Raw genomic sequence first — 23,944 nt, 5'->3', positions numbered from 1 at the left:
GCGAATACTCAAGCTGAAAATACCGTGTATTCTGCGATGGTGAACGCAACTACCTGATCGCAGGAGCGCAGCAATGAGTTGGAACCCGACCCAAAGCCTCGAATCTCTGTCACACAACACGGCGCTGGACACATTGATCATTCCGCGCGCTCGTGATCTGGGCGGGTTCGAAGTACGTAGGGCGCTGCCCTCGAGTAAACGGCAGCTGGTTGGGCCATTCATCTTTTTTGACCAAGTAGGTCCAGCCGAATTCCTGACTGGTGACGGCATCGACGTCCGACCACACCCGCATATCGGTCTTGGGACGGTGACGTATCTCTATCAAGGAGAGTTCGAGCATCGCGACAGTCTTGGCACGCATCAAATGATTTACCCCGGCGAGGTCAACTGGATGGTTGCCGGGCGCGGGGTGACTCATTCCGAAAGGACCAGTCAGAAGACACGAGACAAGAAACACAGCCTGTTCGGCATCCAGACCTGGATAGCATTGCCCGAAGCGCATGAGGATATGGCTCCGGATTTCGAGCATCACAAGCAAGGTGCGCTGCCACATATTCAGGACCAAGGTGTCAGCGCCCGTTTAATCCTGGGGTCAGCTTATGGTGAAACCAGCCCGGTTACGATGCTGTCCGAGACCTTCTATCTGGACGTGCGACTTGATCCCGGCGCGTCGTTTCCTTTGCCGGATGACCATGAAGACCGGGGTGTTTATGTCACCCAAGGTTCCGTCGAGATCGCAGGCGATACGTTCACACAGGGCCGTATGATGGTGTTCCGCCCCGGCGATCCCCTTTCGGTCAAGGCTGGGCCGCAAGGCGCGCGGTTGATGCTGCTGGGCGGTGCGACATTGAACGAAGAGCGCTATATCTGGTGGAATTTTGTGTCATCTTCGAAGGAAAAGATCGAGGCCGCCACGCGTGAATGGAAAACCGCCGATTGGGCAAAAGGTGCGTTCCACCTGCCGCCGGGTGATGATCAAGAGTTCATACCGATCTCGGATGAACTGGAACGGACACGGCCAAGGCGCGCACGCTGACCAGACGTCAGGGGGTCTTGTCCGTGCCCTCGTTCCCGGCGATCCTTTGCGCCGGGAGGGATGCCATGAAAATCGTGATCGCGGGTGCAGGCAGTATCGGATGCTATTGCGGGGCATTGTTGGCGCATTCAGGGCATGACGTTACCCTTTTGGGCCGTCCACGCATATTAGATCCGATCCAAGAACAAGGACTGACGATTTCGGATTTTTCGGGCCTGACCCGGCATGTGGCCGCGCAAGATTTGACCCTGACCGAAGATGCAACCTGCCTGGCCGGTGCCCAGGTCGTCATCGTGACCGTTAAATCAGGTGCCACAGCGGAAATGGCTGCGCAGATCGCGGAATACACGCCCATCTCAATTCCGGTGGTATCGTGGCAAAACGGTATGGAAAACGCCCGTACATTGCGCATGGTTCTGTCAGAGCATGACGTGCGCGCCGGAATGGTGCCGTTCAATGTGGTGCCGACTGAACCTGCCAGCTTTCATCGCGCCACCTCTGGTGAGATCGTCATCCAAAGCGGTCCCGGTGCGCTGGGTCAGAAGCTGAGTAGCGCTGACATGCCGGTTGTGGAAAGCGATGATATCGAAGCGGTCCAATGGGGTAAGCTGGTGATCAACCTCAACAACGCGCTGAATGCGCTGTCAGGGCTGGCGTTGAAAGATCAACTGCTGGACCGGAACTGGCGACGCCTGATGGCGGATCAGATGACCGAGGCTCTGATGGTGTTGAACGCCGCGAACCATCCGGTCGCTTCGACTACTCCGCTGCCTGCGTGGATGACGCCGCATATCCTGCGCCTGCCAACGCCGATCTTTTCCAGGATCGCTGCGCGAATGCTGACCATTGACCCCAGCGCGCGCACCTCGATGGCCTTTGATCTGATGGCAGGTCGCCCGACCGAAATCGACAGTCTTCAGGGTGAGATCATTCGCCTGGGCGCGCAAATTGGCGTCGAAACCCCGATCTGCGCCAAGATACGAGATTTGATCGAGGACGCGCCTGAAACCGCGATTTCTGTGGATCAAATTGCGTCTTAGGCCGGATTAGGCGAAGGCCGTCAGGATTAGAAATATTGTCGCTGACATCGCCGCGGCTGCGGGGACCGTGATCACCCAGGCCGCCACAATGGTCATGAAATGTGAACGCCGCACCAGCTTGCGGCGCTGATGCTCTTCCCGGGCCAGCCGCTGTTCGACCGGACGCTGGCGGTTGGAGTGTTTCCACCGGCGATCTGAATGCCATTCACGATAGAAACCAACCCCAAAAACGCCGCCTACAGCAATATGAGTTGAGCTGACCGGCAGGCCAAGCCAGCTGGCCACGATAACGGTAATGGCTGCGGACAGCGCCACGCAGAAGGCCCGCATTGGGTTCAGTTTGGTGATCTGACTACCGACCATGCGGATCAATTTGGGCCCGAATAGAAACAGGCCGAACGAAATTCCAAAGGCTCCGATCACCATGACCCAGTTGGGGATCGCAACTTTTGCGGCAAAGTCACCGAATTCCGCTGCGTGTACGATAGCGGCCAGGGGGCCGACCGCGTTGGCCACGTCATTGGCGCCATGCGCAAAGCTGAGGAATGTGGCCGAGATGACCAGCGGCAGGCCAAACAGAGTTTTCAGTGATTTGGTGCGGTTTTCCATCCCCTCGGATTTGTGCCGTACCCAGGGCACCGTGACCGACCAGACCAGGAACCCCGTTGCAAGGCCGATCAGCAGCGCCACCTCAAGCTCAATCTTAACGATCCGCTTAAGACCCTTAACGGCCAGATAGGTGGCAAACGCCGCAGCCATTACGGCCACAAGGATTGGAAGCCAGCGCCGTGCTGCCGCTATTTTATCGTCCTGATATTGAATCTTGGCTTTGATCAGTGCCAGAAACCCAGCCGCGATCAAGCCACCCAATACTGGCGAGATTACCCAGCTTGCGGCAATCGCGCTCATTGTGCTCCAGTTGACGGCGCTCAGGCCCGCTGCGGCGATGCCGGCCCCCATCACGCCGCCGACAACCGAGTGCGTCGTTGACACCGGTGCCCCGACCCATGTGGCCAGGTTAACCCATAAGGCCGACGAAATCAGCGCAGCCATCATTGCCCAGATGAATACATTGCTGGTTTGAACCGAGGCCGGATCGATGATCCCCTTAGAGATGGTCGAAACGACATCTCCGCCTGCCAACAGGGCACCGGCGCTTTCGGCAATGGCGGCGATGACGATAGCACCACCCATGGTCAGTGCGTTGGCACCAACCGCGGGCCCCATGTTGTTGGCCACGTCATTGGCACCGATATTGATCGCCATATAGGCCCCAAAGGCGGCTGCCGCAGCAACGATCAGGCCGCCATCCGCCAGCCCGAACACTATCGCCGCCGACAACCCGGCCAGCGCAATAAAGGCCAGCGAAATACCAGGGGCCAACAGCGGGCGCGCCACATGGGCGTTGGCATTCTCAACACGCGAGATACGGTGAAGGTCGCTGTCCAGAGCCTGCCAGCGGGATTTCGAGGTCAAATTCGACATGATCTTTTTTCAAGCAGCCAGTGCATTTCGGCACGCGGCTAGACGGTTTCCCCCCTCGGGACAACAGTTATGTTATCAATTTTTTGCGAAACTATCACACTTGCAGCAGTAAATCGCGCAATTCCGGCTCGTTAACACGATCAGCCGCAGTTGAGGGCGAAACCCAGACCCGCTCGCGTTTGCCAGCTTCGGGAAAGTCATCTTCCAGATCCTGAACATCAACCCGATAGACACTGGTCAGAACGGGATAGGCCGTGCCATCGTTCAGGATTTTGTCGTAAGTATAGTGCCCGATCGGTTCCTTGGAGGGGTTCGGCGCCCGCACGCCTGCTTCCTCCCAAGCCTCCTGCAGTGCAGTTTCAGCACCGTCCATGCCATCAACCGGCCAACCTTTGGGAATGATCCAGCGCCCGGTGTCGCGACTTGTGATCAATAGAACCTCTGGTCCGCTTGGGGTTTCACGGGTGCAAAGGGCTGCAAACTGCACCCGTTGCGGGCGCAGGAAAATTGGTCGGGCGACCTCGTCCCAGATTTTTCGCAGCCATTTCGTCATTGGTCGATCGATCCTGTGCTTTTCTTGCCTGAAACGTCGGCACATAACAGTGAAATAGGGCTGATACAAACAATTGCCTGAACCAACTCTATCACGAATGTCGGGGTCGTGGTTATTTCCGCCGTTTGGCGCGCAGGGTTGGGTCGGCCAGTGTCGGGTCTTCGGGCCAGGGATGCTTGGGGTATTGCGCGCGCATATCCTTGCGAACATCGGCGTAAGAGCCCGCCCAGAATCCCGGTAGATCACGGGTGATCTGGATCGGTCGTTGCGCAGGAGAAAGCAGGGTGATTTTCAACGCCTCGCCCCCCACAACCGGATGCTGCGTGACGCCAAACAACTCTTGCAGGCGCACGGAAATCTCAGGCACCGCGCCGCCATAATCAATCGGCACCTTTCGGCCCAGCGGTGTTTCGAACGATCCGGGCGCGCGGCGATCCAGTTCTTGCGTCTGGATCCAGTCTAGCCGGGCGCACAGAGCGGGCAGCAGGTCAAACCGCTTCCACTCTTCGGCGTTGCGTACGCCCGAGAGCATGGGCAGCAGCCAGTCCTCAAGCGACTCTGTTAGCCCTTCGATGGTAAAGTCAGGCAGATCAGCCCCTTCGGTCCGCACCAATTCAACGCGCGCCGCCAACCGCGCCGCCGCCCCGTCCAGACGCAATCCAAGATCGCGCACGCCATCCAGCATGGCCTGCGCCACGGCATCGTCCGGCACGTCCTTCCACAGACGGTCGCTCAGCGTTATCGCGCCGAACCTTTCCTGTTTGCGCGCCACCACCCGGCGGTCGCGTTTTGACCAGGCGCAGCTGTCGACCCAGCTGATTTGCCCGGAAAACAGATCGCGAATTTCGCCTTCGCTGATCTGGGCGGCCATGCGCACCCGTGCTTCGCGCGGATTACCGTCGGTGTCCGTGACCACCAGATAAGGTGCCGCGGCCAGCGTATCGCCGCTGTCCAGCACCACCCCTTTGCCGCCTGACAGAACATAGCGGGGAACGTCACCCTTGCGGCGCTGTCCGATGCGGTCGGGATAGGCCGACGCGGCCATGGCGGCGGGGCTCAGATCACTGGCCTGGCCCTTGGTACGCAGACGTTTGGTTTCGGCTTTGATCCGATCCACTGCGCCCGAATTCACTTGCCAGACGCGGTTGCGTTGAAACGCGCGGATGTCGCGCAGCGCCTCTAGCCGCAGCAAAAGGTCTGACGGCGCGCCCTTTAGCGGATCGCGTTCGGCCATCAATGCGGCCAAAGTGGCGGCACCGGAACCGGCAGACACCAACATATGACCCAGACGCGGATGCAGGGGCAGGGCAGCCAGGGCGCGCCCGTGTTCGGTAATCCGCCCCTTGGCATCCAGCGCGCCCAGCATCGTCAGCAGAGCCTTTGACTCGGCCATCGTGCCTTCGGGCGGCGGTGTCAGAAAGGCCAGATCGCCCGGTTCGGCACCCCACAGCGCCAGCTCCAATGCCAAACCTGTCAGGTCCGCGGCCTCGATCTCGGCCGGAGGATAAGCAGACAACGCACCTTCTTCACCCTTGGACCACAACCGATAGCACTTGCCCTCGGCCACGCGGCCTGCGCGACCGGCGCGCTGGGTGGCTTCGGCGCGGGTTACACGCTCGGTTACCAAACGGGACATGCCCGAACCGGGATCGAACCGCGCCCGTCGCGCTTGCCCCATATCAACCACGACCCGAATGTCGGGAATGGTCAGTGAGGTTTCGGCAATCGACGTGGCCAACACCACTTTGCGCCCTTGATCCACCGGCGCAATCGCAGCGCGCTGGGCGGCAAAAGGCATGGCCCCGAATAGGGGGCGCAGCACGCAGTTCTCCGGCAGGCGCGCGGACAAGGCGGCCTCGGCCCGGCGAATTTCACCCTCACCTGGCAAGAACACCAACACCCCGCCGCCGGTTTTGCGCGTGTCCCTTTCAGCCTGAACAACCAGATCGACCAGAGCGTCCAGCCGCCGTGCCTGCGCCCCCAAAGGGCGGTCCAGCCAGTGTGTTTCGACCGGAAAACTGCGCCCTTCGGAGGTGACCATTGGCGCGCCCATCAACCGTCCAACCGGCTCGGCATCCAACGTTGCCGACATGGCCAGTAGCATCAGGTCATCCCGCAGAGCGCCGGTGACTTCCAAACAAAGGGCCAATCCCAGATCGGCGTTCAGGGATCGTTCGTGGAATTCGTCGAAAATCACGGCGTCCACACCCGGTAAGTCGGGATTGGATTGCAACATCCGGGTCAGAATGCCTTCGGTCACGACCTCGACCCGGGTTGATTTTGAAACCTTGGCTTCGCCCCGCACCCGATAACCTACGGTCTCACCCGCGCGTTGGCCCAAAGTGTCGGCCATCCTTTCGGCAGCAGCGCGCGCGGCCAATCTGCGCGGCTCCAACATCACGATCTTGCCTTCGCACAAGCCCGCCTCGAGTATCGCCAGGGGAACTCGTGTTGTTTTACCTGCCCCCGGAGGGGCCTGAAGAACAGCGCGGCCTGAATCCTGGAGGGCCGCAAGCAGGTCTGGGATGGCGTCTTCAATGGGCAGTCGTGTCATGCGGGCTTTATCCGCCAACGAAACGGCAAGGTCCAGTTCCGCCATGTGCGCGGCGCGAACAGGAGTAGCGCAACCGCTAACAGCGGAGGAACGGCAACACATGGGTGCGAATAATTGGTGTGCGGCGTATTTCCGCAGCGGTCCAGTCTGGACAAACAGTTTGTCGGGGCGGCAAGTAGTCGTGCCGCAACACATCGAGGATGAAATGGACATAGACAGCCTGAGCGACAGGATTTTGAACGGTGAGCGGCGCGCACTTGCCCGCGCCATCACTCTGGTCGAAAGCGGCCGTGAGGATCACCGGGCACAGGCGGCCGAATTGCTGGCGCATCTGGCTAAATCCAAACGGCAATCGCTGCGTATCGGCCTGTCAGGGACGCCAGGGGTTGGCAAATCCACCTTTATCGAAAGCTTTGGCATGATGCTGATCGCCCAGGGGCTGCGGGTGGCGGTGCTGGCGGTTGACCCTAGCTCGTCCCGCTCCGGAGGCTCGATTCTGGGCGACAAAACCCGGATGGAACGTCTGAGCCGCGAGAGAAACGCCTTTATCCGCCCATCCCCCAGCCAGTCGCATCTGGGTGGTGTGGCCCGACGTACGCGCGAGGCGATTGCCCTGTGCGAGGCCGCCGCTTTCGATGTGGTGCTGATCGAAACCGTGGGTGTGGGCCAGTCGGAAACCGTTGTGTCCGAAATGTCCGACCTGTTCCTGTTGCTGCTGGCCCCAGCAGGCGGAGACGAATTGCAAGGTGTCAAGCGCGGCATCATGGAAATGGCCGACATGATTCTGATCAACAAGGCTGACGGAGATCTGAAGCCTACTGCCATCCGCACCTGCGCTGACTATGCCGGAGCGCTGCGCCTGTTGCGAAAGCGCCCGCAGGACCCCGAGACCTTTCCCAAGGCTATGACAGTGTCGGCGGTGGAAGAACACGGCTTGGAAGACGCGTGGTCCGAAATGCAATCGCTGACTGATTGGCGGCGTGAAGCTGGCCATTGGGAGGCCAATCGAACCAATCAAGCGCGATATTGGTTCGATCAAGAGGTCCGGCATGCCCTGTTGGCCCGGCTCGAAACACCACAGGCGCGTGCGATGATGGATCGTTTCAGCACTCAGGTAGGTGAAGGTGTCCTTAGCCCATCGATCGCGGCCAAACAAATGCTGACTGAATTGGCGGCAGACTAACCGGCCGGGCAGAGTGGCGCGTTCATCATTTGTCGTGTAAGATCGACGCGAATGCAATTTTGAGTTGTGCGATTGGCTCAGGCGACAGGAACCGTCGAACATGCCCGATATCAACGGGACGAATAACGACGACGACATTGAAGTCACCGACAATACCGGTTCTTTAAACGGGACAACGGTACCCGGACCAATTGACAATATTCGCGCCAGACAGGGCGATGACGACGTAACCGTTACCAACAGTACGATTTCCGGTTCCGTGCGGGGCAATCGCGGAGACGACGATATCGTTATCACCGGCAGTACTGTGGTCGGGCAAGTGAATGCCGGAATTGATGATGATACGGTCAACCTTCAGGGATCTACCGTTGGTGATGTTCGGCTGGGGCAGGGCAACGACACCCTGAACATCAACAGCACAAACGTAACGGGCGACGTTCGCGGTGGCGGCGGAACGGACAGCTTGAACCTGCCCGTCGGTACGGTCGTCACCGATGATACGTTTGGAACTTTCACCGTTGCCGAAGGTGTTTCCTACTCGGTCTCAAGCGGCACTTTTATCCTGCCGTCGAACCTACCGTCTGGGCCGTCCGTCTCTTATCAGGCATTCGAGAACGGAACAGGGGTTCCATGCTTCACACGCGACACTGAGATTTTGACACGATCCGGCCCGGTGCTTATCCAAGATCTCTGCACCGGTGACATGATTGAGACACTGGGTAAGGGGTTGCAACAGATTCGCTGGATCGGGAGGCGACGCTTTGATCTAGACGGATTGAAGGGGAACCCCAAACTTTATCCCATTCGAATTCTGGCAGGGGCGTTGGGCGGCGGTTTTCCAAGTCGGGACTTATTGGTCTCGCGACAGCATCGGATGCTGGTCCAGTCCCCCATTGCCCAACGCATGTTCGACGAACGCGAAGTGCTGATTCCCGCCATCAAGCTAACAGCCTTGCCCGGTATATTCGTGGACAAAGACGTCACATCGGTTGAGTACTACCATCTGCTTTTCGATCAACATCAGGTCATCTTTGCCGAAGGCGCGCCGACAGAAAGCCTGTTTACAGGGCCCGAGGCGCTGAAAACTCTGAGTTCTGAGGCCCGCCGCGAGATTTTTGAGATATTTCCTGAGCTGATCGAAAAGAAACTGACACCGCGACCCGCCCGCTATATTCCGCGCGGACGGCAGCAGTCGCATCTGTTGGAACGCCATCGCAAGAACAAAAAACCGCTTTTGTAGGCGTGTATCCAACCGCCCGGTGATGCCTGAGCAAAGATTTCGCGCGATCTGTCTTGACCCTTCTGGCGATTCCCACTACACGCATCCAACCAGTTTTCGGGCGCGACTTCGGGTTGCGCCCCTTGTGATTTGGCCGCTGGCATCATGCCCGGCCTCCAGAAACAAAGGAAGAAACCATGTCGCGCCGTTGCGAACTGACCGGAAAAGGCCCGATGACTGGCAACAATGTCAGCCACGCCAAAAACAGAACTCGTCGTCGTTTTCTGCCGAACCTGAACGACGTTACCCTGCAGTCCGAGACCCTGGGTCGTGGCGTCAAGCTGCGCATCTCGGCGGCTGCACTGCGCTCGGTCGACCACCGTGGTGGTCTGGATGCGTTCCTGGCCAAAGCCAAAGATGACGAACTGTCGGCAAACGCGCTGAAAGTGAAAAAGGAAATTGCCAAGGCACAAGCCACGGCGTAAACCCTTTTCCCTTCAAAGAATTCAACCCTGTACCGCAAGGTGCAGGGTTTTTTCTTGCGCGGCCTGCTCCTGAACTGGAATTAAATTTTCAGCCACGGTGATATTGTTCACATACCCTGCGCCAGGACTGTTTTATGTTTAGTCATATTCATCTGGCGGAGTTTACCCCCATGTCTTTTAAATTGTCTGATTTCCTCTCCCTGTTGGCTGCCTTTTTTGGCAAGACGTTTGGGACATGCTTTCGGATGCAACGACAGGTGAACAGGTTGCATACGAGCCTGACCAAAGGGTCCGTCAAGCGTCCTGGCGTGGACAGCTGACACGAACCCAGTGGTTGCGGGTTTCAGGCGTATTCGATTGCGCTTGAAGCCCGCTTTGAGTCCGGCCTATATCAGGCGCAGGATGAAACCCGTTCTGAACAGATTTCTGCCTTTGGCGCTTTCGCTGCTTGTCATTCTGACAGGGCAGGGGGTGGCTGCATCGCGCGGAATGGACAGGGCGGTGGGGCAAATGGTGCTTTGCACTGGTACAGGCCCGGTGGTGGTCTATATGGACGCCGAAGGCCAGCCGACTCAGCCCCCTCATTTCTGCCCTGAATACGCGCTGACCCTCTTGGGGGCGGTCGTTGTCCCGGCAGCCGCCATGCCCGTTGCGCCAGAACAGGTTCAGCCCGCGCCTTTGCGCAAGGCGGGTAATCTGGTTGCCCTGCCGGTTCCCTTCAGACCGGCGCGCGCGCCTCCGGTTGTGATCTGAAGACACATTTTCTTTCAGACACTTATACAAGGAGAGGTGCAATGTCCCTCAAATCCAAACTTCTGATCACTCTGGTCGCTGCAACGCTGGCAACATCTGCTTTTGCTCAGGATACGATTGCCGTTGATGACGCCTATGCGCGCTCCGCAGGCAAAGCAGCCAAGGCCGGTGCTGCCTTTATGATGATCAAAAACACGGGCGAGGCTGACGACCGGTTGATTGGCGTGGAATCCGATGCGTCTGCACGTGTTGAGCTGCATACCCACAAGATTGATGACAACGGCGTAGCTAAGATGATGCACGTCGAAGAAGGTTTTGTCATTCCAGCCGGTGAAACCCACATGCTGAAGCGCGGTGGCGATCATGTGATGTTCATGGGGCTGACTGCCCCGTTCGAGCAAGGCGCGACAGTGCCGGTGACACTGATTTTCGAGAAGGCCGGAGAGATCGAGATCGAGGTGCCGGTTGATCTGGAACGTCAGGACGCCGGCGGCCACGGGACACATTCGAACTGAGGCTACGCCTGTCTTCAGGCCGCGCTGCGGCCCTCATCCATGCGTCAGGTCGGGCTTTGCCCGGCCTGTTGCCGTTTCCGGAGGTGGTTAGCGATTGACCACGCGCATGGCGACCCGGTCATGGGCGCGTTTGAACCGGGCGGTCAGCCAGAACATCACCGCCGAGAAGGCCAGGGCCCCGAAGGCAATGGCCCATCCCAGCGCCACCATTCCGCTGCCGGGCCAGAAGATCAGCACCAACCCGATCAGCAGCGCTATGACCCCGGAATTGCGCACTGAGGGCGCATCGGGGTGTTGATCCGACATTTGCCGCCATGCCATCAGCGAGCCAACGCCGATGATCAGGGCCCACGCCCCCAACAAGAAGAAAGTCAGCCGCGCCACGCCTTCGGGCCACAGGAGAAGTACCAGACCGATCAACAGGGCGCCGACCCCTACGCCCCCTATCAATCCACGCCGACCAAAGCCCAGCAAGGTCAGGCCACCATCCACGATCAGAAGCAGACCGACCAGACGCAACAGCAGTGAAATGCTGCTTGTCGGCCAGAACAGCGCAGCGATGCCCAGTGCCCCAGCGAAGATGCCGCGCAACAGGAACGTCCACCACAGTCCCGCGAGTTGATCGCCCAAAGCGTCGCGGCCGTCCAAAGTGCCATCCTCGAGGATTTCCTCGTGCGGGGATTGAGGGTCTGACATGATGCTCTCCCAGCTGGTTAGGCCTTCACTATAAACGGAAAATTCTGCCGGTGTCTGCTGTCATCTCGGGCTGAGCAAGTCATCTACCCAAGATGGGACTGTTTCCGTAGCGGGGCCGAGAATGACCTCATCAAAACTGGAGGCTCCGGTCGAAGGTTCGAGGTTCAGTTCGACCGTGCGGGCGCCGGATTGCAAGGCTTCATGAACGAAGGCGGCGGCAGGATAGACCTGACCCGAGGTGCCGATGGCAGCAAACAGGGTCGCTTCGGCCAGATGGTCGTAGATTGCGTCCATGTGATAGGGCATCTCGCCAAACCAGACCACATCCGGTCGCGCGGTGGCGGCACCGCAGGCAGGGCAGGGTTCGCCCACGGCCATCTCGGGTGGTGATGCCCAGCGGTGGCTGCATGCCGGGCAAAACGCTCCGGCTAACGTGCCATGCATGTGGATCACATGCTCGGCGCCGCCAGATTCGTGCAGGCTGTCGACGTTCTGAGTGACGATCACCACCTCGCCGGGAAAGTCCATTTGCAGCCGTGCCAGCGCGGCATGCGCAGCGTTAGATTTGGCCTTGGCAGCCTGCACGCGCCGGGCGTTGTAGAACCGGTGAACCAGAGCGGGATCGCGGGCGAAACCTTCGGGAGTGGCGACGTCCTCAATCCGGTGTTGTGCCCATAACCAGCCTTCATCGCGGAAGGTGCCCAACCCGCTTTCGGCAGAAATACCGGCCCCTGTCAGTATGACGATCTTTTCCATCATTGCCCTTCGCGTTACACCTTGGCCCATGACCCACCGTATCCTCTTTGTCTGTCTCGGCAATATCTGCCGTTCTCCTGCTGCCGAAGGCGTGTTTCGCGCCCGTGCGCCGCATCACACCACCGATAGCGCCGGAACATCGGGTTGGCATATTGGTAATCCGCCTTATGGGCCGATGCAGGCAGCGGCACAGGCCCGCGAAATTGACCTTAGCGACCTGCGAGCCCGGCTGTTTGTAGCCGATGATTTCGAACGGTTCGATCTGATCATCGGTATGGACGCCGAAAACATTGCCAGTATCGAGGCGTTGCGCCCCGCTGGGAGCACTACCCCTGTACAGTTGCTCACCGATTTCGCACCCGAAACGGGTGCCGATCATGTACCCGATCCGTATTACACTCGTGATTTCGACGGGGCGCTGGACCTAATCGAAGCTGCCGTTGAAGGGCTTCACGCGCATCTGCGGGCCTAGCCCATTACTTTCAGTTTGTCCGTCAGCCATGGCAGTTGCACCAACGCCGGGTCGACGATCTGATTGCGCATAAGGCGACGCATCATGCCCGCGACCTCTTGTGGAACCTGATCGGACCAATCGGTGCGCGTGAACAGGGAAATTGTCCGCGAAAACTCTCCGAATGGAACGGGATGGACCGCCAGCGCGTCGTGGAAACGCGCTGCCCGCATATAGCCCAGCGGCGTTGTGATCGCCCAACCCAACCCGCGTGCGACCATGGCCATTAAAGCAAGATGCGAACCGATCTCGAACCGTTCCTCATATTTCTGTTGCTGCCGCGCCAGATGCGACTCGATCTGGCGGCTGATCAGCTGTTCACGGGCATAGCGCAGAAAGGGCAGGTCCTGCGTGGCATTGTCGACCCCTTTGGGGGTCACCAGAATAAATGGGTCGCGGACCAAGGGATATTCGACCACACCTTCAAGCACTTCGCCGGAATGGGCCGAGACCATCAGGTGCAGGCGTTGCGCTTCCAACTCGGCGAACAGATCCAGGCTGGGCAGGGTAATGAGCTTGAAATTCGACCGTGTCAGGCTGTCGGCCAATAGGGTTGCCAATCGAGGCGTCAGGTCATTGTCAAAGTCGTCGATCAGCCCGATGGACAAAGTGGTGAGGTGCCCCAGGTCCATAACGGTCAACTCACTTTGTGCTATTTGCAGCTCGGCCAGAACTGACTCGGTCCGTGCCAGAAAGCTGTGACCGGCCTGTGTCAGCCGCATCGGGCGTCGCGCGTGATCCACCAATTCGGTGCCAAGAGCGTTTTCCAGATTGCGCAATTGCTGTGACACTGAAGGCTGGCTGAGCCCCGTGATCTCGGCCGCCTGCGCCACCGATCCCGTCCGCGCCAAGGCTTCGAACACTTCGAGCCCACGCAGGGTCAGCCCTTTCATTACCATTAGATACACCTTTCGCTGCGCCTTTTCTGGGGCGCAGGACGGATCAGGTCAAGGATTCAGAATGCCTTAGCTGCAGATCGCCTGTGCCATCTGGCCAAAGTTCTGATACCGATCCCACAGCGCATCATCGCGTGCAGTTTGCGACATCTTCAACTCTTGCGCCTGGTGGGGGTCGGTGAACCACTTCGCGACGGTTTTCTGATCGCTGCGGGTCAATGCCTGATTGGCCACGCGTTGAATGCAGTTGCATCGATCCCGTGTCGCGGCTGTACGATCAGACGCCAGACACGCCCGTTTGATCTGCGCAGCTTCGACCGGTGCTATCGCCGTCAGAGATGTGGCACAAAGTGCGATTAGGAGGAACTTTTTCATGCTCTTGCCTCGTTTTTGCCTGCCCGGAGTGATCTGACGCCCCTCTCGGTCTGCGGCGGAGTATGAATCAATCGGGTTTGCGGATCAATGGACAACAGCGATTGGAGCAAAAATGCGGCCTCACGGCGTTTTAAGGCCAGTCTTGCCGTGTCTGTTGTTTCCATAACACGCCCCGTGAGTTCGGGAAAAAATAGCCTGTCCGGGTTTGGCTGATCCGCCAAACATGCGGCCAGCAGACTTTCGGAGGCTGCGCCGTTCGCCCGGACGACGTTATGCCGTTCCAGTAAAAAGTGATGAAAGCGCGCCGTTCGATCTGTAGTCAGATATGCGATACCGGCATCCACAAGGCTTATGGCGGGGACAAAAACTTCATTCTCTGCGAACAACAACTCGGCCAATGGATGTGAAATCAATATCCTATGTTGCTGGGAGACTTTGAGCGGGGCAAAGTTGGATAGAACGCCAACGGGAATTTTCACTAGTTTGAAGCGGCCTGCAGCAATGACATCCTGGACACCCGTCCATTGCACCGAAACAAACCCATCATCCTGTGTCCAAACCCTGTCACCCGGCTTCAATGCTTCGATTGGCAGGTGACCCTGTTCCGTTTCAATTAAAGTTCCGGCATCATAGCAGATCGGTGTAACATATTCGCTTTCATCAAAGCTCGGGCCTTCCTGCGTGCTGACAACGGTCAAGGGCACGCCAGCGGGGGGAAACTGACCGGGCCCTCCGATAAAGGCAATCCCCTCAACGGTTCCGTATGCCGGAGAAGAGTTGGTTACGTTGAACGCAACCGCCTGCCAAGTGTTCACTCCATCTGTTAAGGTGATGCCGTACTCAGCCTCAACTCGCGTGCCGTTGGTGAATAGCGTGCCGTCTATCGTCTGGTCGCCATCCAAACGCTGATTTCCATCGTTGTCGGCAAAATTGGTGTCGCTTCCCGCGTCGGTGATGAAGACCTCGGTCGCCGCGCGAGAGTCAATCGTGATCGTCTGACCGATCAAATGTATGCCCGTGCCCTGAGTGATGCCGTCCAACCCCTGAGGCACCGTGATCGACAGTTGGCTTTCACCAAGAACGAAAATCGAATAGTCGGCCAACGTTTAAACTGCTTTCTTGTTAGTGTTCGGGCCAATCAACGGCATAATCCTATCCGTTCGCAAATACTGGGTAAATGCATTTAGGTAGAAAGACCCACTGCGCGCCTATGCTGCAACGCTTCACGGCTTGACGAGACCCAAATCTCCGGACATATCCCAACCCATGACAGACCTCGCTCATATCCGCAATTTCTCCATCGTCGCGCATATCGACCATGGCAAATCCACTCTTGCTGACCGGCTCATCCAAGAGACCGGAACGGTCAAGGATCGCGACATGAAGGAACAGCTGCTCGACAGCATGGATATCGAACGCGAGCGTGGCATCACCATCAAGGCCAACACGGTCCGCATCGACTATACCGCCGACAATGGCGAGCAATACGTGCTGAACCTGATCGACACCCCCGGCCACGTGGACTTCGCCTATGAGGTCAGCCGGTCCATGCGCGCGGTCGAGGGCTCGCTACTGGTTGTGGACTCGACCCAAGGAGTTGAGGCGCAGACGCTGGCGAACGTCTATCAGGCCATCGACGCCGATCATGAGATTGTGCCGGTGCTGAACAAGATCGATCTGCCCGCGTCCGATTGTGACCGCGTGGCCGAACAGATCGAAGACGTCATCGGCATCGACGCGACCGACGCCATTCAGGTCAGCGCCAAGACGGGGCAGGGCATCCACGAGACGCTCGAGGCCATCGTGAAACAACTGCCCGCACCGCAGGGTAATCTGGACGCGCCGCTTAAGGCGATGCTGGTGGATTCCTGGTACGACGCCTATCTCGGTGTGATCGTTCTGGTCCGTATCATGGACGGCACGCTGAAAAAGGGCATGCGGGTCAAGTTCATGTCGAACAACACCCTGCACCATGTCGACCGCGTCGGCGTCTTCCGCCCGGAGATGGAGATGGTGGACTCGCTCGGCCCCGGCGAGATCGGCTTTCTCACCGCGTCCATCAAACAGGTCCGCGACACTCGCGTCGGTGACACCATCACCAATGACCGTAACGGCACCGAAGAGGCCCTGACAGGCTTCAAACCTGCGCAGCCGGTGGTGTTCTGCGGCCTCTTCCCCGTCGACAGTTCCGAATTCGAAGACCTGCGCGACGCCATCGACAAGCTGGCGCTGAACGACGCCTCGTTCTCGTTCGAAATGGAAACCTCGGCAGCACTTGGCTTTGGCTTCCGCTGCGGCTTCCTTGGCCTTCTGCACCTTGAGGTCATCCGCGACCGCATCGAACGCGAATATGATATCGAGCTCATCACCACCGCGCCGTCGGTGATCTATCACGTCTACATGAAAGACGGCGAGATGATCGAGCTGCACAACCCCGCCGACATGCCCGACCCGTCGAAGGTCGACCATATCGAGGAACCGCGCATCAAGGCGACCATTCTGGTGCCTGACGAATACCTCGGCGACGTGCTGAAACTGTGCCAGGACCGCCGCGGCATCCAGCTGGACCTGACCTATGCAGGCAGCCGCGCCATGGTCGTCTATGACCTGCCGCTGAACGAGGTCGTCTTTGACTTCTACGACCGCCTGAAGTCGGTGACCAAGGGGTATGCCTCGTTCGACTACCAGATGACCGGCTATACCGAGGATAATCTGGTCAAGATGTCGGTGCTGGTGAATGACGAACCGGTCGACGCGCTGTCGACCATGGTTCACCGCGACCGGGCCGAGATGCGGGGCCGGGCAATGTGCGAAAAGCTCAAGGACCTGATCCCGCGCCACATGTTCAAAATCCCGATCCAGGCCGCCATCGGAGGCAAGGTCATCGCGCGCGAGACCCTCTCGGCGCTGCGTAAGGACGTGACCGCGAAGTGCTACGGAGGCGACGCCACGCGGAAACGCAAACTGCTGGACAAGCAGAAGGCGGGTAAGAAAAAGATGCGCCAGTTCGGGAAGGTGGATATCCCGCAGGAGGCGTTTATTTCAGCGCTTAAGATGGATAGTTAATGCTGTCCTCTTACGAGAGGCGGCGCGCAATTCCGGTGTCCTAATTTGGTTGTTTCATACGTTTAAGGTGTACGGCGTTCTATGAGCACTAATGTAACCCAAAGCACCAATAATTTCCCGGAATTCTTGTATCGATATCGTTCCAATTCAACGCGCTACGCTTGTCAGGACTTGAAGCAAGCGATTGGTTTCAGAAGGGTATATTTTTCATCGTTACTCGGCCAAAATGATCCTTTCGACTGTAATCCAAGCTTTAAGTCTAGTTCCGCACAAGAAATAGTCGATTACTTCAGGAAACATCGGCCTGGAAAACTAATCGTCGAAGAGAAAACAGTTTCTAGGTTCTTTCCAAGAATATCATCCCCCGGGGAACGGAGAAGAATCCGCAGGGCTTACAGGCCAACTTTAGCAAACATTGAACGGGTTATGCAGACTGGTGAAGCGCTTTTGCAGGAGCAACGGCGAAAGGCCTTCATCTGCTGCTTTTCCGAAAGTTGGGATAACCCTCTTATGTGGAGCCACTATTCCAATTCTCATCGAGGTTATTGTATCAAGTATCGAGTTCGTGAGGACCTCATGCAAAAGTTCGATGATAGGTTTCCATTGGATGTCAAATACTCGTCTAAACGCCCGAAACTTACGATGATCGATTTGTTGAAGTTTGCGGACGGGGTCAAAGGCAAAGTAGGTAATTATAGTCAAAACGAAGTACTACTCGCACTCGCCTATCAAAAACCTGATGAATGGAAGTATGAAAAAGAATGGAGAGTGCACTCTCTGTTTGATCCAAGGCCGGGCTATAAGCCGTTATCGGCGTTAGAACCAGTTGAGGTCATTCTGGGTGCAAATTCTGACGATAGAATTCCCGATTTTATTCGACGTCGAGTGGATGAGCGCATCCCGATTTCGAAAGTGAATCTGAGTTCACAAAACTACTCGATTTGTCTGAAGCCCGTTTAATTGACGCTAGATGCCAAACTGAATATTTGCAGTTAAACCGTTTGGTGAAAATTCAAAATTTTAGTGCAGCGCTTTGGCAGCACCGTTGGGCCGCGTCATGCTGAAAGCATGCCTCCGGCATGGCCCGCCCCCGTCAAACCGAAGGTCTGCCTCCGGCAAAACGGGCGGCGCGTTTGCGCCTCCCCTCGGGCCGGCGCTGCCCTCAGCTCTGCTGATTGGCCGTCTACACTACCGGTTGCAATTCCAGACAAAGAGATCGAACGTTTCGCGAGTATGTTCAGGAATAACCCCAAAATCGAATTCGCTCTCGTGTGCCTTTGGGTGGTTGGCGTCGTTGCCTACCGCTGGACACATTATGAACCGTGGTACATCGCCGATACAATTTGTTCTGCCGTAATTGTAGGTGCATCCTACCTGTATCTTTTCAAACGGAAACCGTAGGGCGGGCTTCAGCCCGCCATTCGCCTGGCCGAGCCAACGCGCATTAATCGGATGGAGATGGCGAGCTGAAGCCCGCTCTACGGGTGGATTGGTGGGTTGAAAACCCACCCTACGTAGGATGGGTTTTCAACCCATCACCCACACTGTGACCCACCTCACAGCCCCAACCGCACCCTCCTGCTACACTTGACCCAACGGAACCCTCGGCAGGAGGTGCAGATGTCCACATCCTTGATCCCCATCATCGCCCTCGGGTCGGCGGGCCTCTATTCCGTGGCCATGATCGCGATGAAGTTCTGGTGGAAACTCCCCGGCGTGGGGCTTGGCCTGCTGATCGTTGCAACCCTGCTGGCCGGGGCGACACTGGAGCTTGCCGCGCTGCGCGACGAGCGGCTGGGCATCATCTATACCGGCATTCTGGGGGCCGAGGTCATCCTGATCGCCATCGCCTCTTACTTCCTGTTCGGCGAAAACTTCTCTGGTCGCGAAGTCGCCGGGATTGGCCTAGTCCTGGTCGGCACGGCCTTGGCATGGGCCTGATCGCGCCTCGAACTTCCACTTATTCTGACCCAGATCAAGGACCACCCTCAAGCTTGGTTTTAGTGTGCGCGAAAACAGACTGGAAAAACGAGGCACCCTATGCTGACCCTGATGCTGATCCTTCACATCTTTCTTGGTTCCACCCTTGCCGGGTCCGCTGTAATTGCGGTTTTGGCAATGGGTTACACGTCGGCGACGCATATTCTGGTCGCAGCTGTCGTGGGGTTTGTGGCGGCGTTCCCGGTTTCGTATCTGGTGGCTCGCAAGCTCGAAAGCTGATCCGTGGTGCATAGTTCCCCGCTTTAGACGCACACATCTCAATCTGTTATTGTGTCCGCGGGGGACCGCGTTTGGGCGGCTTTATTCTTCGGGTGCCTGCAACGCATTACCCTCAGAAATGAGAGGTTATTATGCACAAATTCTTAACGACGACCGCAGCCACAGTTCTGACCCTAGGCTTGTCCGCAGGTTTGGCCCAGGCCGAGACCTATGACGGCGAAAGCAAAGGCATGGGGACGAACGCGAACCAAGTCTATGGCATCTCGGACGGGAACGCCGTGGTCAAAACGCAGACCGACTATGACAGTTTCGAAGTTACCGCCGGGCACCCGCTGGAGGGGGCAACGGGTTCGTGCTTCGGTGCGCTGCTGGTAAACGGGGCTGCGGTCTCGGGCACCGGGAATTGTGTGTTCGATACCACCTCGGGCGATAAGGCGGTGATGACCTGGACGGCCACGGGCCTTGGTGCGGATGGGGCTTTGACGGGCGACTGGACCGTCTCGGGCGGTTCGGGCAGTTGGGCCAGCGCCACCGGAAGCGGGAGTTTTTCGTCGCTGACTGATCCTGACACCAAGAAGTTCGTGAATACGATCACAGGTAGCATCACAATCGAATAGATCAATCTTCACAAAGGCTTGCGGCAGGGGCGCGGGGTTTGACGTGCCCCCGTTCGCTGTGGATGTCTAAGAGGTCCATGAACCATTCATGAAGTTTCCCTCAGGTAAGTTGTAACTGGATCGCGCCCTTCCAATCTGTTGAGCAGGCCAGCATCGGCCCGACAGAAGGAGAGAGCCAATGACCAGATACATGACTGCCGGAGCAGCCGCTCTGGCCACGACCCTCACCCTTGGTACGGCCGCGCTGGCTGATACCGCGCCGGATCTGCGCGGTACCTGGTTGGGCTCGTACACAACCGTTTCACCAAGCCATTATCAACGCGGCGATGAGCCCAGGTTTAATCAGGCTGAATGGATGCTGGATGTCCAGATTCAGGAAGACAACGTGTTCTGGGGTCCCAGCAAATGGCGTCGCGAAGGCGACGCCGAGTGGAACGAAAATGAGGCCACTGGCACCATCAGCCTGGACGGTTCGGGAAGTATCGGGATCATCGAAACCTCGCCCATGATCATCGGCGCAAACGCGTTGATCGACGCCCGGTACGAAGATGGAAAGATCTATGCGGATTTCCGTAGCCTGCGTAACGGAACGACTTACAGCACCGTTCTGGAACGTCAGGTGAACTGAAGCGTTTCCGGCCCGATCGGTCTGTAGGGGGTACTGGCTGCGGTTTGTTGCAGCACGTAATAGGTAATCCTGATCGGGTCGGAGCGCTTCTCAAAAAGCGGAACTATGATCCCCTCGGTGAGGGGGCGGGTCGGGCGGTGATGGTGCCACCTGCGACAGGGCTCGGATTGGTCTATGCCCAAAAGCGGCGTTCCTCGGTACAGGCCAGCCGGGTTTCGCGATCCTTCAGCGCGGTATTGCAGAAAGTGGGCAATGGCGCTCGACCCAAAACTCACATTATGTCCGCTGCGAAAAGTGGGATCGATTCTTGGAAACTTGCCTCTGGGGATCGGTGAATCTCACGGTTGTTACTAATTTGACCGATTAATGGCCTTTGCACTCGCAGAAAGACTGCAAAATTGCGTTATTGTCGGATGATTTTATTTTTCCACCGCCAAGCCAGTGGCACTTCGAAGTTTCCAGAGTTATCCACATAAGCTTCCCGGCACATATCAACATCTTATCCCCGTCTAATTTTCATGCTGCAGTGCTATTTTCTTGTTCGAGACAGGTCCGAATGTAACAGTCTGATTACTGCAACGGTTCTTCGGAACCTAAGCGGGGCGCAAAGGCCAGGGGGTCAGAGCGATGAGAGCGGATTTTAGGATTTGTTTTTCGTTGCAATGATTTACCGGTGGGCAAATGGCTGATCTAGGTTTCGACTTTGGATCAGGCGATTACCCTCTCAGAAGGTCGGCGCGTGCTGTGTGATGCCAGCAGGTACGACGCAGCGGCTTTGGCCCTTTAGGGGGCCGGGGCAACTGGCTCGGGACGTTCCTCGGACGTGTCGACCCGGCAAGGCGTCAGGAGTATCCGCAAGGATGCATGCATGGACCGCGTCTGCGCACCTGACGCCTTTTCCTTTTGCCGGACATTGGCTTGAAACAGACTGCCACTCTATCCCCTTTAAAAAAGGGAACGGGGTTCTTGTGTGTACACAAGAACCCCGTCGTGTTGTCAGAAATGCAATACCGCGTCTATGCACCTGTGATCCGCAGTTTACTGCGGATCGTGGCCGGTATCAACTATATGTTGCGGTTCCTGCCTCGAGCCAGCAATAAATGGAGTGGTTTACAGGTTTTCCTGCACGTCCGTGGCCGCGCCTTGAATCGCGTCGCCTGCTTTCTCGATGTCTTTGCCAGCGCCCTTTGCGGTTTCACAAGCGGTGAGGGTGAACAGGGCCAGGCCAATCAGAATTGCACGGGTCATCGGTGTCTCCATTTGTGTCAGTTATGTGTTGCGTAGCAGTTTTTCCCGAACGGAACCAGAGCTTTGGGTCCCGTATTATTCCTTGCGGATCAACGGACCAAACAGCGCGGTTGCAACAAAGATCAAAGCCGCCGCACAAACGATGCTGGGCCCGGCTGGCGTGTCGGCCAGATACGCGCCCCACAGCCCGCCCAATGCGGCCACAGAGCCTATGATCGCGGCGTAGAACGCCATGGCTTCGGGTGTTCTGACCAAAGACCGCGCACCCGCCGCAGGGATTACCAGCAAGGCTGCGATCAAAAGAACGCCAACCACCTTGATTGCAACGGCCACGACCAGAGCCATGGCAACGGTCAACCACATTTCTTCGCGCTTTGGGTCGATATCTGAGGCGTAGGCCAGGTCCGGGTTGAGCGTGGCCACCAACAAGGCCGACCACCTCCAGATCATTAGGGCAAGGATCAATGTGCCGCCAACCCAGATTGTCGTCAAATCGGTTTTGGTAACGGCTAGGATGTCGCCGAACAAAAAGGCGTTCAGATCCAGTCGGACATCCGCCAACAAGGCTACGGTGACCAATCCGGCTGCCAGTGCAGTATGGGCGATGACGCCCAGCAACGTGTCCATGGCAAAACCCTTACCACGCAGCAGCGTCACGGTCAGACCCATGGCCAAAGCGGCAGCGACAATAGCAGGCAGGAAGGGCAGCGAAAACGCAAGCGCCAGCGCAACCCCCAAAACCGAGGCATGCGCGGTCGCCTCGCCCAGATAAGCCATGCGACGCCAAACCACGAAACAACCCAGAGGGGCCGCCGCAATTGCAACGCCAACCCCTGCAAGGGCGGCGCGTACCATAAAATCGTCCAGCATCAGTTGGTATTGTCCTGTGCGTGATGGTGATCGTGATGGTGGGAATGGCTGTGCTTATGTTGATACAAAGCCATGGTTCCCTTGGTGCCGCTGCCGAACAATGCCCGGTATTCAGGTGCGTCAGCGACAGTGTTGGGCGAACCTTCACAGCATATATGTCCGTTCAAACACAGCACTCGGTCCGAGGCCGCCATGACCACATGCAGGTCGTGGCTGACCATCACGACCGCGCAGCCCAAATCGCGGCGAACCTGCTCAATCCGTTGGTAGAACGCAGCCGCACCGGGTTGATCAAGTCCTTGTGTCGCCTCGTCCAATAGCAGCAGTTGCGGATTTTCCAGCAAAGCACGCGCCAGAAGAACGCGTTGAAACTGGCCACCGGACAGTTTCGTCATCTGCCTGCTGCGAAGGTCGGGGACCCCGGCAATGTCTAATGCATTGACGGCGTCGCGGGCCGAGATGCGCTTGGGAAGACCTAGAAACCGCTGGACTGTCATCGGCAGGGCCGCATCAAGCGCCAGTTTCTGGGGTACATAACCGATACGCAGGCCTGGCGCGCGTTGCACGGTGCCTTGGGCAGGAGAGACCGCACCAATCATCGCGCGCAGAAGGGTCGATTTGCCCGATCCGTTTGGTCCGACAATCGTGACAATCTCGCCTTCGGAAACCGAGGCGTTCACATGTTCAAGAATGGTTCGGCCATCCACGCGAATGGACATGTCCTTCAGAGAGATCAGCGTTTTTGTCACGGTTGATCCCCAATGCATTCGGGGCACAGACCTTCGGCTTCGACCACAACCCGCTCGATCCGAAACCCCGAGGTGCTGGCCGCAGCGCCCAAACGGCCCTGCGTCAGCTCGGTTTCAGTTTCGGCTACAGCTTTGCAGGATCGGCAGATCAGGAAGGCCGGAATATGGTCATGGGTCGGGTGGGCGCAGGCGGTATAGGCGTTCAGTTGTTCGATCCGGTGGACAAACCCGTTCTGCACCAGAAAATCCAGTGCGCGATAAGCCACGGGCGGTTGCGAACCCATCCCCTCGGCGGACAGGACGCTGAGGATGTCGTAGGCACCCATTGCCCGATGTTTTTCCAGCAGAATCTCAAGTACGCGGCGCCTGACCGGTGTGAATTGCAGGCGCTGCGCTTTGCACTTTGCGTCGGCCTGAGCCAGAGCTGTATGAACGCAATGCGTGTGGTCGTGTTGTCTGAAGCCAACTGTACTCATGGTGATGCGCTCC

26 protein-coding genes are annotated in these 23,944 nt (G+C 57.8%); 14 read left to right on the top strand and 12 right to left on the bottom strand.

Going from position 1 to position 23,944, the window contains the following annotated elements; all coding sequences use genetic code 11:
- Window positions 1-73: 73 nt before the first annotated feature.
- Both ACR0AL_RS19530 and ACR0AL_RS19525 read left to right on the top strand, forming a co-directional pair.
- On the top strand, window positions 74-1,036 hold the full coding sequence (locus ACR0AL_RS19530; RefSeq protein WP_170351367.1) for a pirin family protein: 963 nt from the start codon (window positions 74-76) through the stop codon (window positions 1,034-1,036).
- Window positions 1,037-1,101: 65 nt separating this feature from the next.
- Window positions 1,102-2,076, top strand: a complete 975-nt coding sequence (locus ACR0AL_RS19525) for a 2-dehydropantoate 2-reductase (protein WP_480664344.1) — start codon at window positions 1,102-1,104, stop codon at window positions 2,074-2,076.
- A 6-nt stretch (window positions 2,077-2,082) separates the two neighbouring features.
- On the opposite strand, the gene ACR0AL_RS19520 is transcribed toward ACR0AL_RS19525, so the two are convergent.
- The 3 genes from ACR0AL_RS19520 to hrpB form a co-directional block, all read right to left on the bottom strand.
- Complete coding sequence (locus tag ACR0AL_RS19520) at window positions 2,083-3,561, bottom strand: inorganic phosphate transporter (protein ID WP_170351365.1); 1,479 nt, start codon at window positions 3,559-3,561, stop codon at window positions 2,083-2,085.
- Between the two features lie 94 nt (window positions 3,562-3,655).
- Window positions 3,656-4,114, bottom strand: coding sequence for an NUDIX hydrolase (locus ACR0AL_RS19515; protein WP_170351364.1), 459 nt, complete (start codon window positions 4,112-4,114; stop codon window positions 3,656-3,658).
- A gap of 112 nt (window positions 4,115-4,226) precedes the next feature.
- On the bottom strand, window positions 4,227-6,668 hold the full coding sequence (gene hrpB / locus ACR0AL_RS19510) for an ATP-dependent helicase HrpB (protein WP_480664342.1): 2,442 nt from the start codon (window positions 6,666-6,668) through the stop codon (window positions 4,227-4,229).
- A gap of 205 nt (window positions 6,669-6,873) precedes the next feature.
- On the opposite strand from hrpB, the gene meaB reads away from it, so the two are divergent.
- From meaB to ACR0AL_RS19485, 5 genes are all read left to right on the top strand, one after another.
- Window positions 6,874-7,851 carry a methylmalonyl Co-A mutase-associated GTPase MeaB gene (meaB, locus tag ACR0AL_RS19505; RefSeq protein ID WP_480664387.1) on the top strand — a complete coding sequence of 326 codons (978 nt, stop codon included), beginning with the start codon at window positions 6,874-6,876 and terminating at the stop codon, window positions 7,849-7,851.
- Between the two features lie 100 nt (window positions 7,852-7,951).
- Window positions 7,952-9,091: a Hint domain-containing protein gene (locus ACR0AL_RS19500; protein WP_480664340.1), complete on the top strand. Its 1,140-nt coding sequence runs from the start codon at window positions 7,952-7,954 to the stop codon at window positions 9,089-9,091.
- A 176-nt stretch (window positions 9,092-9,267) separates the two neighbouring features.
- On the top strand, window positions 9,268-9,555 hold the full coding sequence (rpmB, locus tag ACR0AL_RS19495; RefSeq protein WP_170362546.1) for a 50S ribosomal protein L28: 288 nt from the start codon (window positions 9,268-9,270) through the stop codon (window positions 9,553-9,555).
- A gap of 402 nt (window positions 9,556-9,957) precedes the next feature.
- Window positions 9,958-10,308 carry a hypothetical protein gene (locus ACR0AL_RS19490; protein WP_170362547.1) on the top strand — a complete coding sequence of 117 codons (351 nt, stop codon included), beginning with the start codon at window positions 9,958-9,960 and terminating at the stop codon, window positions 10,306-10,308.
- Between the two features lie 41 nt (window positions 10,309-10,349).
- Window positions 10,350-10,823: a copper chaperone PCu(A)C gene (locus ACR0AL_RS19485; RefSeq protein WP_170362548.1), complete on the top strand. Its 474-nt coding sequence runs from the start codon at window positions 10,350-10,352 to the stop codon at window positions 10,821-10,823.
- A gap of 87 nt (window positions 10,824-10,910) precedes the next feature.
- Here the strand turns inward: ACR0AL_RS19485 and ACR0AL_RS19480 are convergent, their stop codons facing one another.
- Both ACR0AL_RS19480 and ACR0AL_RS19475 read right to left on the bottom strand, forming a co-directional pair.
- The gene (locus tag ACR0AL_RS19480) at window positions 10,911-11,519 is read right to left on the bottom strand and encodes an HdeD family acid-resistance protein (RefSeq protein ID WP_480664338.1); all 609 of its coding nucleotides are present in this window, start codon (window positions 11,517-11,519) and stop codon (window positions 10,911-10,913) included.
- Between the two features lie 60 nt (window positions 11,520-11,579).
- On the bottom strand, window positions 11,580-12,275 hold the full coding sequence (locus ACR0AL_RS19475; RefSeq protein ID WP_480664336.1) for an NAD-dependent deacylase: 696 nt from the start codon (window positions 12,273-12,275) through the stop codon (window positions 11,580-11,582).
- A 28-nt stretch (window positions 12,276-12,303) separates the two neighbouring features.
- On the opposite strand from ACR0AL_RS19475, the gene ACR0AL_RS19470 reads away from it, so the two are divergent.
- A complete protein-coding gene (locus tag ACR0AL_RS19470; RefSeq protein WP_480664385.1) occupies window positions 12,304-12,747 on the top strand; it encodes a low molecular weight protein-tyrosine-phosphatase in 444 nt (147 codons plus the stop codon).
- Here the strand turns inward: ACR0AL_RS19470 and ACR0AL_RS19465 are convergent.
- The 3 genes from ACR0AL_RS19465 to ACR0AL_RS19455 form a co-directional block, all read right to left on the bottom strand.
- Window positions 12,744-13,685: a LysR family transcriptional regulator gene (locus ACR0AL_RS19465; RefSeq protein ID WP_170398843.1), complete on the bottom strand. Its 942-nt coding sequence runs from the start codon at window positions 13,683-13,685 to the stop codon at window positions 12,744-12,746. The genes ACR0AL_RS19470 and ACR0AL_RS19465 overlap by 4 nt on opposite strands.
- A gap of 66 nt (window positions 13,686-13,751) precedes the next feature.
- On the bottom strand, window positions 13,752-14,057 hold the full coding sequence (locus ACR0AL_RS19460) for a hypothetical protein (RefSeq protein ID WP_170351356.1): 306 nt from the start codon (window positions 14,055-14,057) through the stop codon (window positions 13,752-13,754).
- Complete coding sequence (locus ACR0AL_RS19455; RefSeq protein ID WP_480664334.1) at window positions 14,054-15,097, bottom strand: Hint domain-containing protein; 1,044 nt, start codon at window positions 15,095-15,097, stop codon at window positions 14,054-14,056. Before ACR0AL_RS19455 ends, ACR0AL_RS19460 begins: the two co-directional genes overlap by 4 nt.
- A gap of 226 nt (window positions 15,098-15,323) precedes the next feature.
- Here ACR0AL_RS19455 and lepA point away from each other — a divergent pair, with 226 nt between their 5' ends.
- The 6 genes from lepA to ACR0AL_RS19425 all read left to right on the top strand — a co-directional run bounded on the left by lepA (window position 15,324) and on the right by ACR0AL_RS19425 (window position 20,588).
- Window positions 15,324-17,123 carry a translation elongation factor 4 gene (lepA, locus tag ACR0AL_RS19450; protein ID WP_170553913.1) on the top strand — a complete coding sequence of 600 codons (1,800 nt, stop codon included), beginning with the start codon at window positions 15,324-15,326 and terminating at the stop codon, window positions 17,121-17,123.
- Window positions 17,124-17,204: 81 nt separating this feature from the next.
- Window positions 17,205-18,083 carry a DUF2971 domain-containing protein gene (locus ACR0AL_RS19445; protein ID WP_480664332.1) on the top strand — a complete coding sequence of 293 codons (879 nt, stop codon included), beginning with the start codon at window positions 17,205-17,207 and terminating at the stop codon, window positions 18,081-18,083.
- Window positions 18,084-18,743: 660 nt separating this feature from the next.
- Window positions 18,744-19,064 (top strand): hypothetical protein, encoded by a 321-nt coding sequence (locus ACR0AL_RS19440; protein ID WP_480664330.1) that lies wholly within the window; start codon window positions 18,744-18,746, stop codon window positions 19,062-19,064.
- A gap of 99 nt (window positions 19,065-19,163) precedes the next feature.
- Window positions 19,164-19,343 carry a CTP synthetase gene (locus tag ACR0AL_RS19435; RefSeq protein ID WP_170362555.1) on the top strand — a complete coding sequence of 60 codons (180 nt, stop codon included), beginning with the start codon at window positions 19,164-19,166 and terminating at the stop codon, window positions 19,341-19,343.
- Between the two features lie 131 nt (window positions 19,344-19,474).
- The gene (locus ACR0AL_RS19430) at window positions 19,475-19,960 is read left to right on the top strand and encodes a hypothetical protein (RefSeq protein WP_170379175.1); all 486 of its coding nucleotides are present in this window, start codon (window positions 19,475-19,477) and stop codon (window positions 19,958-19,960) included.
- A 178-nt stretch (window positions 19,961-20,138) separates the two neighbouring features.
- Window positions 20,139-20,588 (top strand): hypothetical protein, encoded by a 450-nt coding sequence (locus ACR0AL_RS19425; RefSeq protein ID WP_170351349.1) that lies wholly within the window; start codon window positions 20,139-20,141, stop codon window positions 20,586-20,588.
- Between the two features lie 1,110 nt (window positions 20,589-21,698).
- On the opposite strand, the gene ACR0AL_RS19420 is transcribed toward ACR0AL_RS19425, so the two are convergent.
- From ACR0AL_RS19420 to ACR0AL_RS19405, 4 genes are all read right to left on the bottom strand, one after another.
- On the bottom strand, window positions 21,699-21,836 hold the full coding sequence (locus ACR0AL_RS19420) for an entericidin A/B family lipoprotein (RefSeq protein WP_082643663.1): 138 nt from the start codon (window positions 21,834-21,836) through the stop codon (window positions 21,699-21,701).
- Window positions 21,837-21,911: 75 nt separating this feature from the next.
- Window positions 21,912-22,706 (bottom strand): metal ABC transporter permease, encoded by a 795-nt coding sequence (locus ACR0AL_RS19415; protein WP_170398827.1) that lies wholly within the window; start codon window positions 22,704-22,706, stop codon window positions 21,912-21,914.
- Entirely contained in the window at window positions 22,706-23,425 is a 720-nt protein-coding gene (locus ACR0AL_RS19410) for an ATP-binding cassette domain-containing protein (RefSeq protein WP_254438811.1), read from the bottom strand. The genes ACR0AL_RS19415 and ACR0AL_RS19410 overlap by 1 nt, the downstream gene beginning before the upstream one ends.
- A 26-nt stretch (window positions 23,426-23,451) precedes the next feature.
- On the bottom strand, window positions 23,452-23,931 hold the full coding sequence (locus ACR0AL_RS19405; RefSeq protein WP_170362560.1) for a Fur family transcriptional regulator: 480 nt from the start codon (window positions 23,929-23,931) through the stop codon (window positions 23,452-23,454).
- Window positions 23,932-23,944 lie beyond the last annotated feature (13 nt).

Source organism: Ruegeria sp. BB1 (assembly GCF_056539465.1).
Note: the sequence above shows the minus strand (reverse complement) of the source record. Positions and strands in the feature narration are given on the sequence as shown.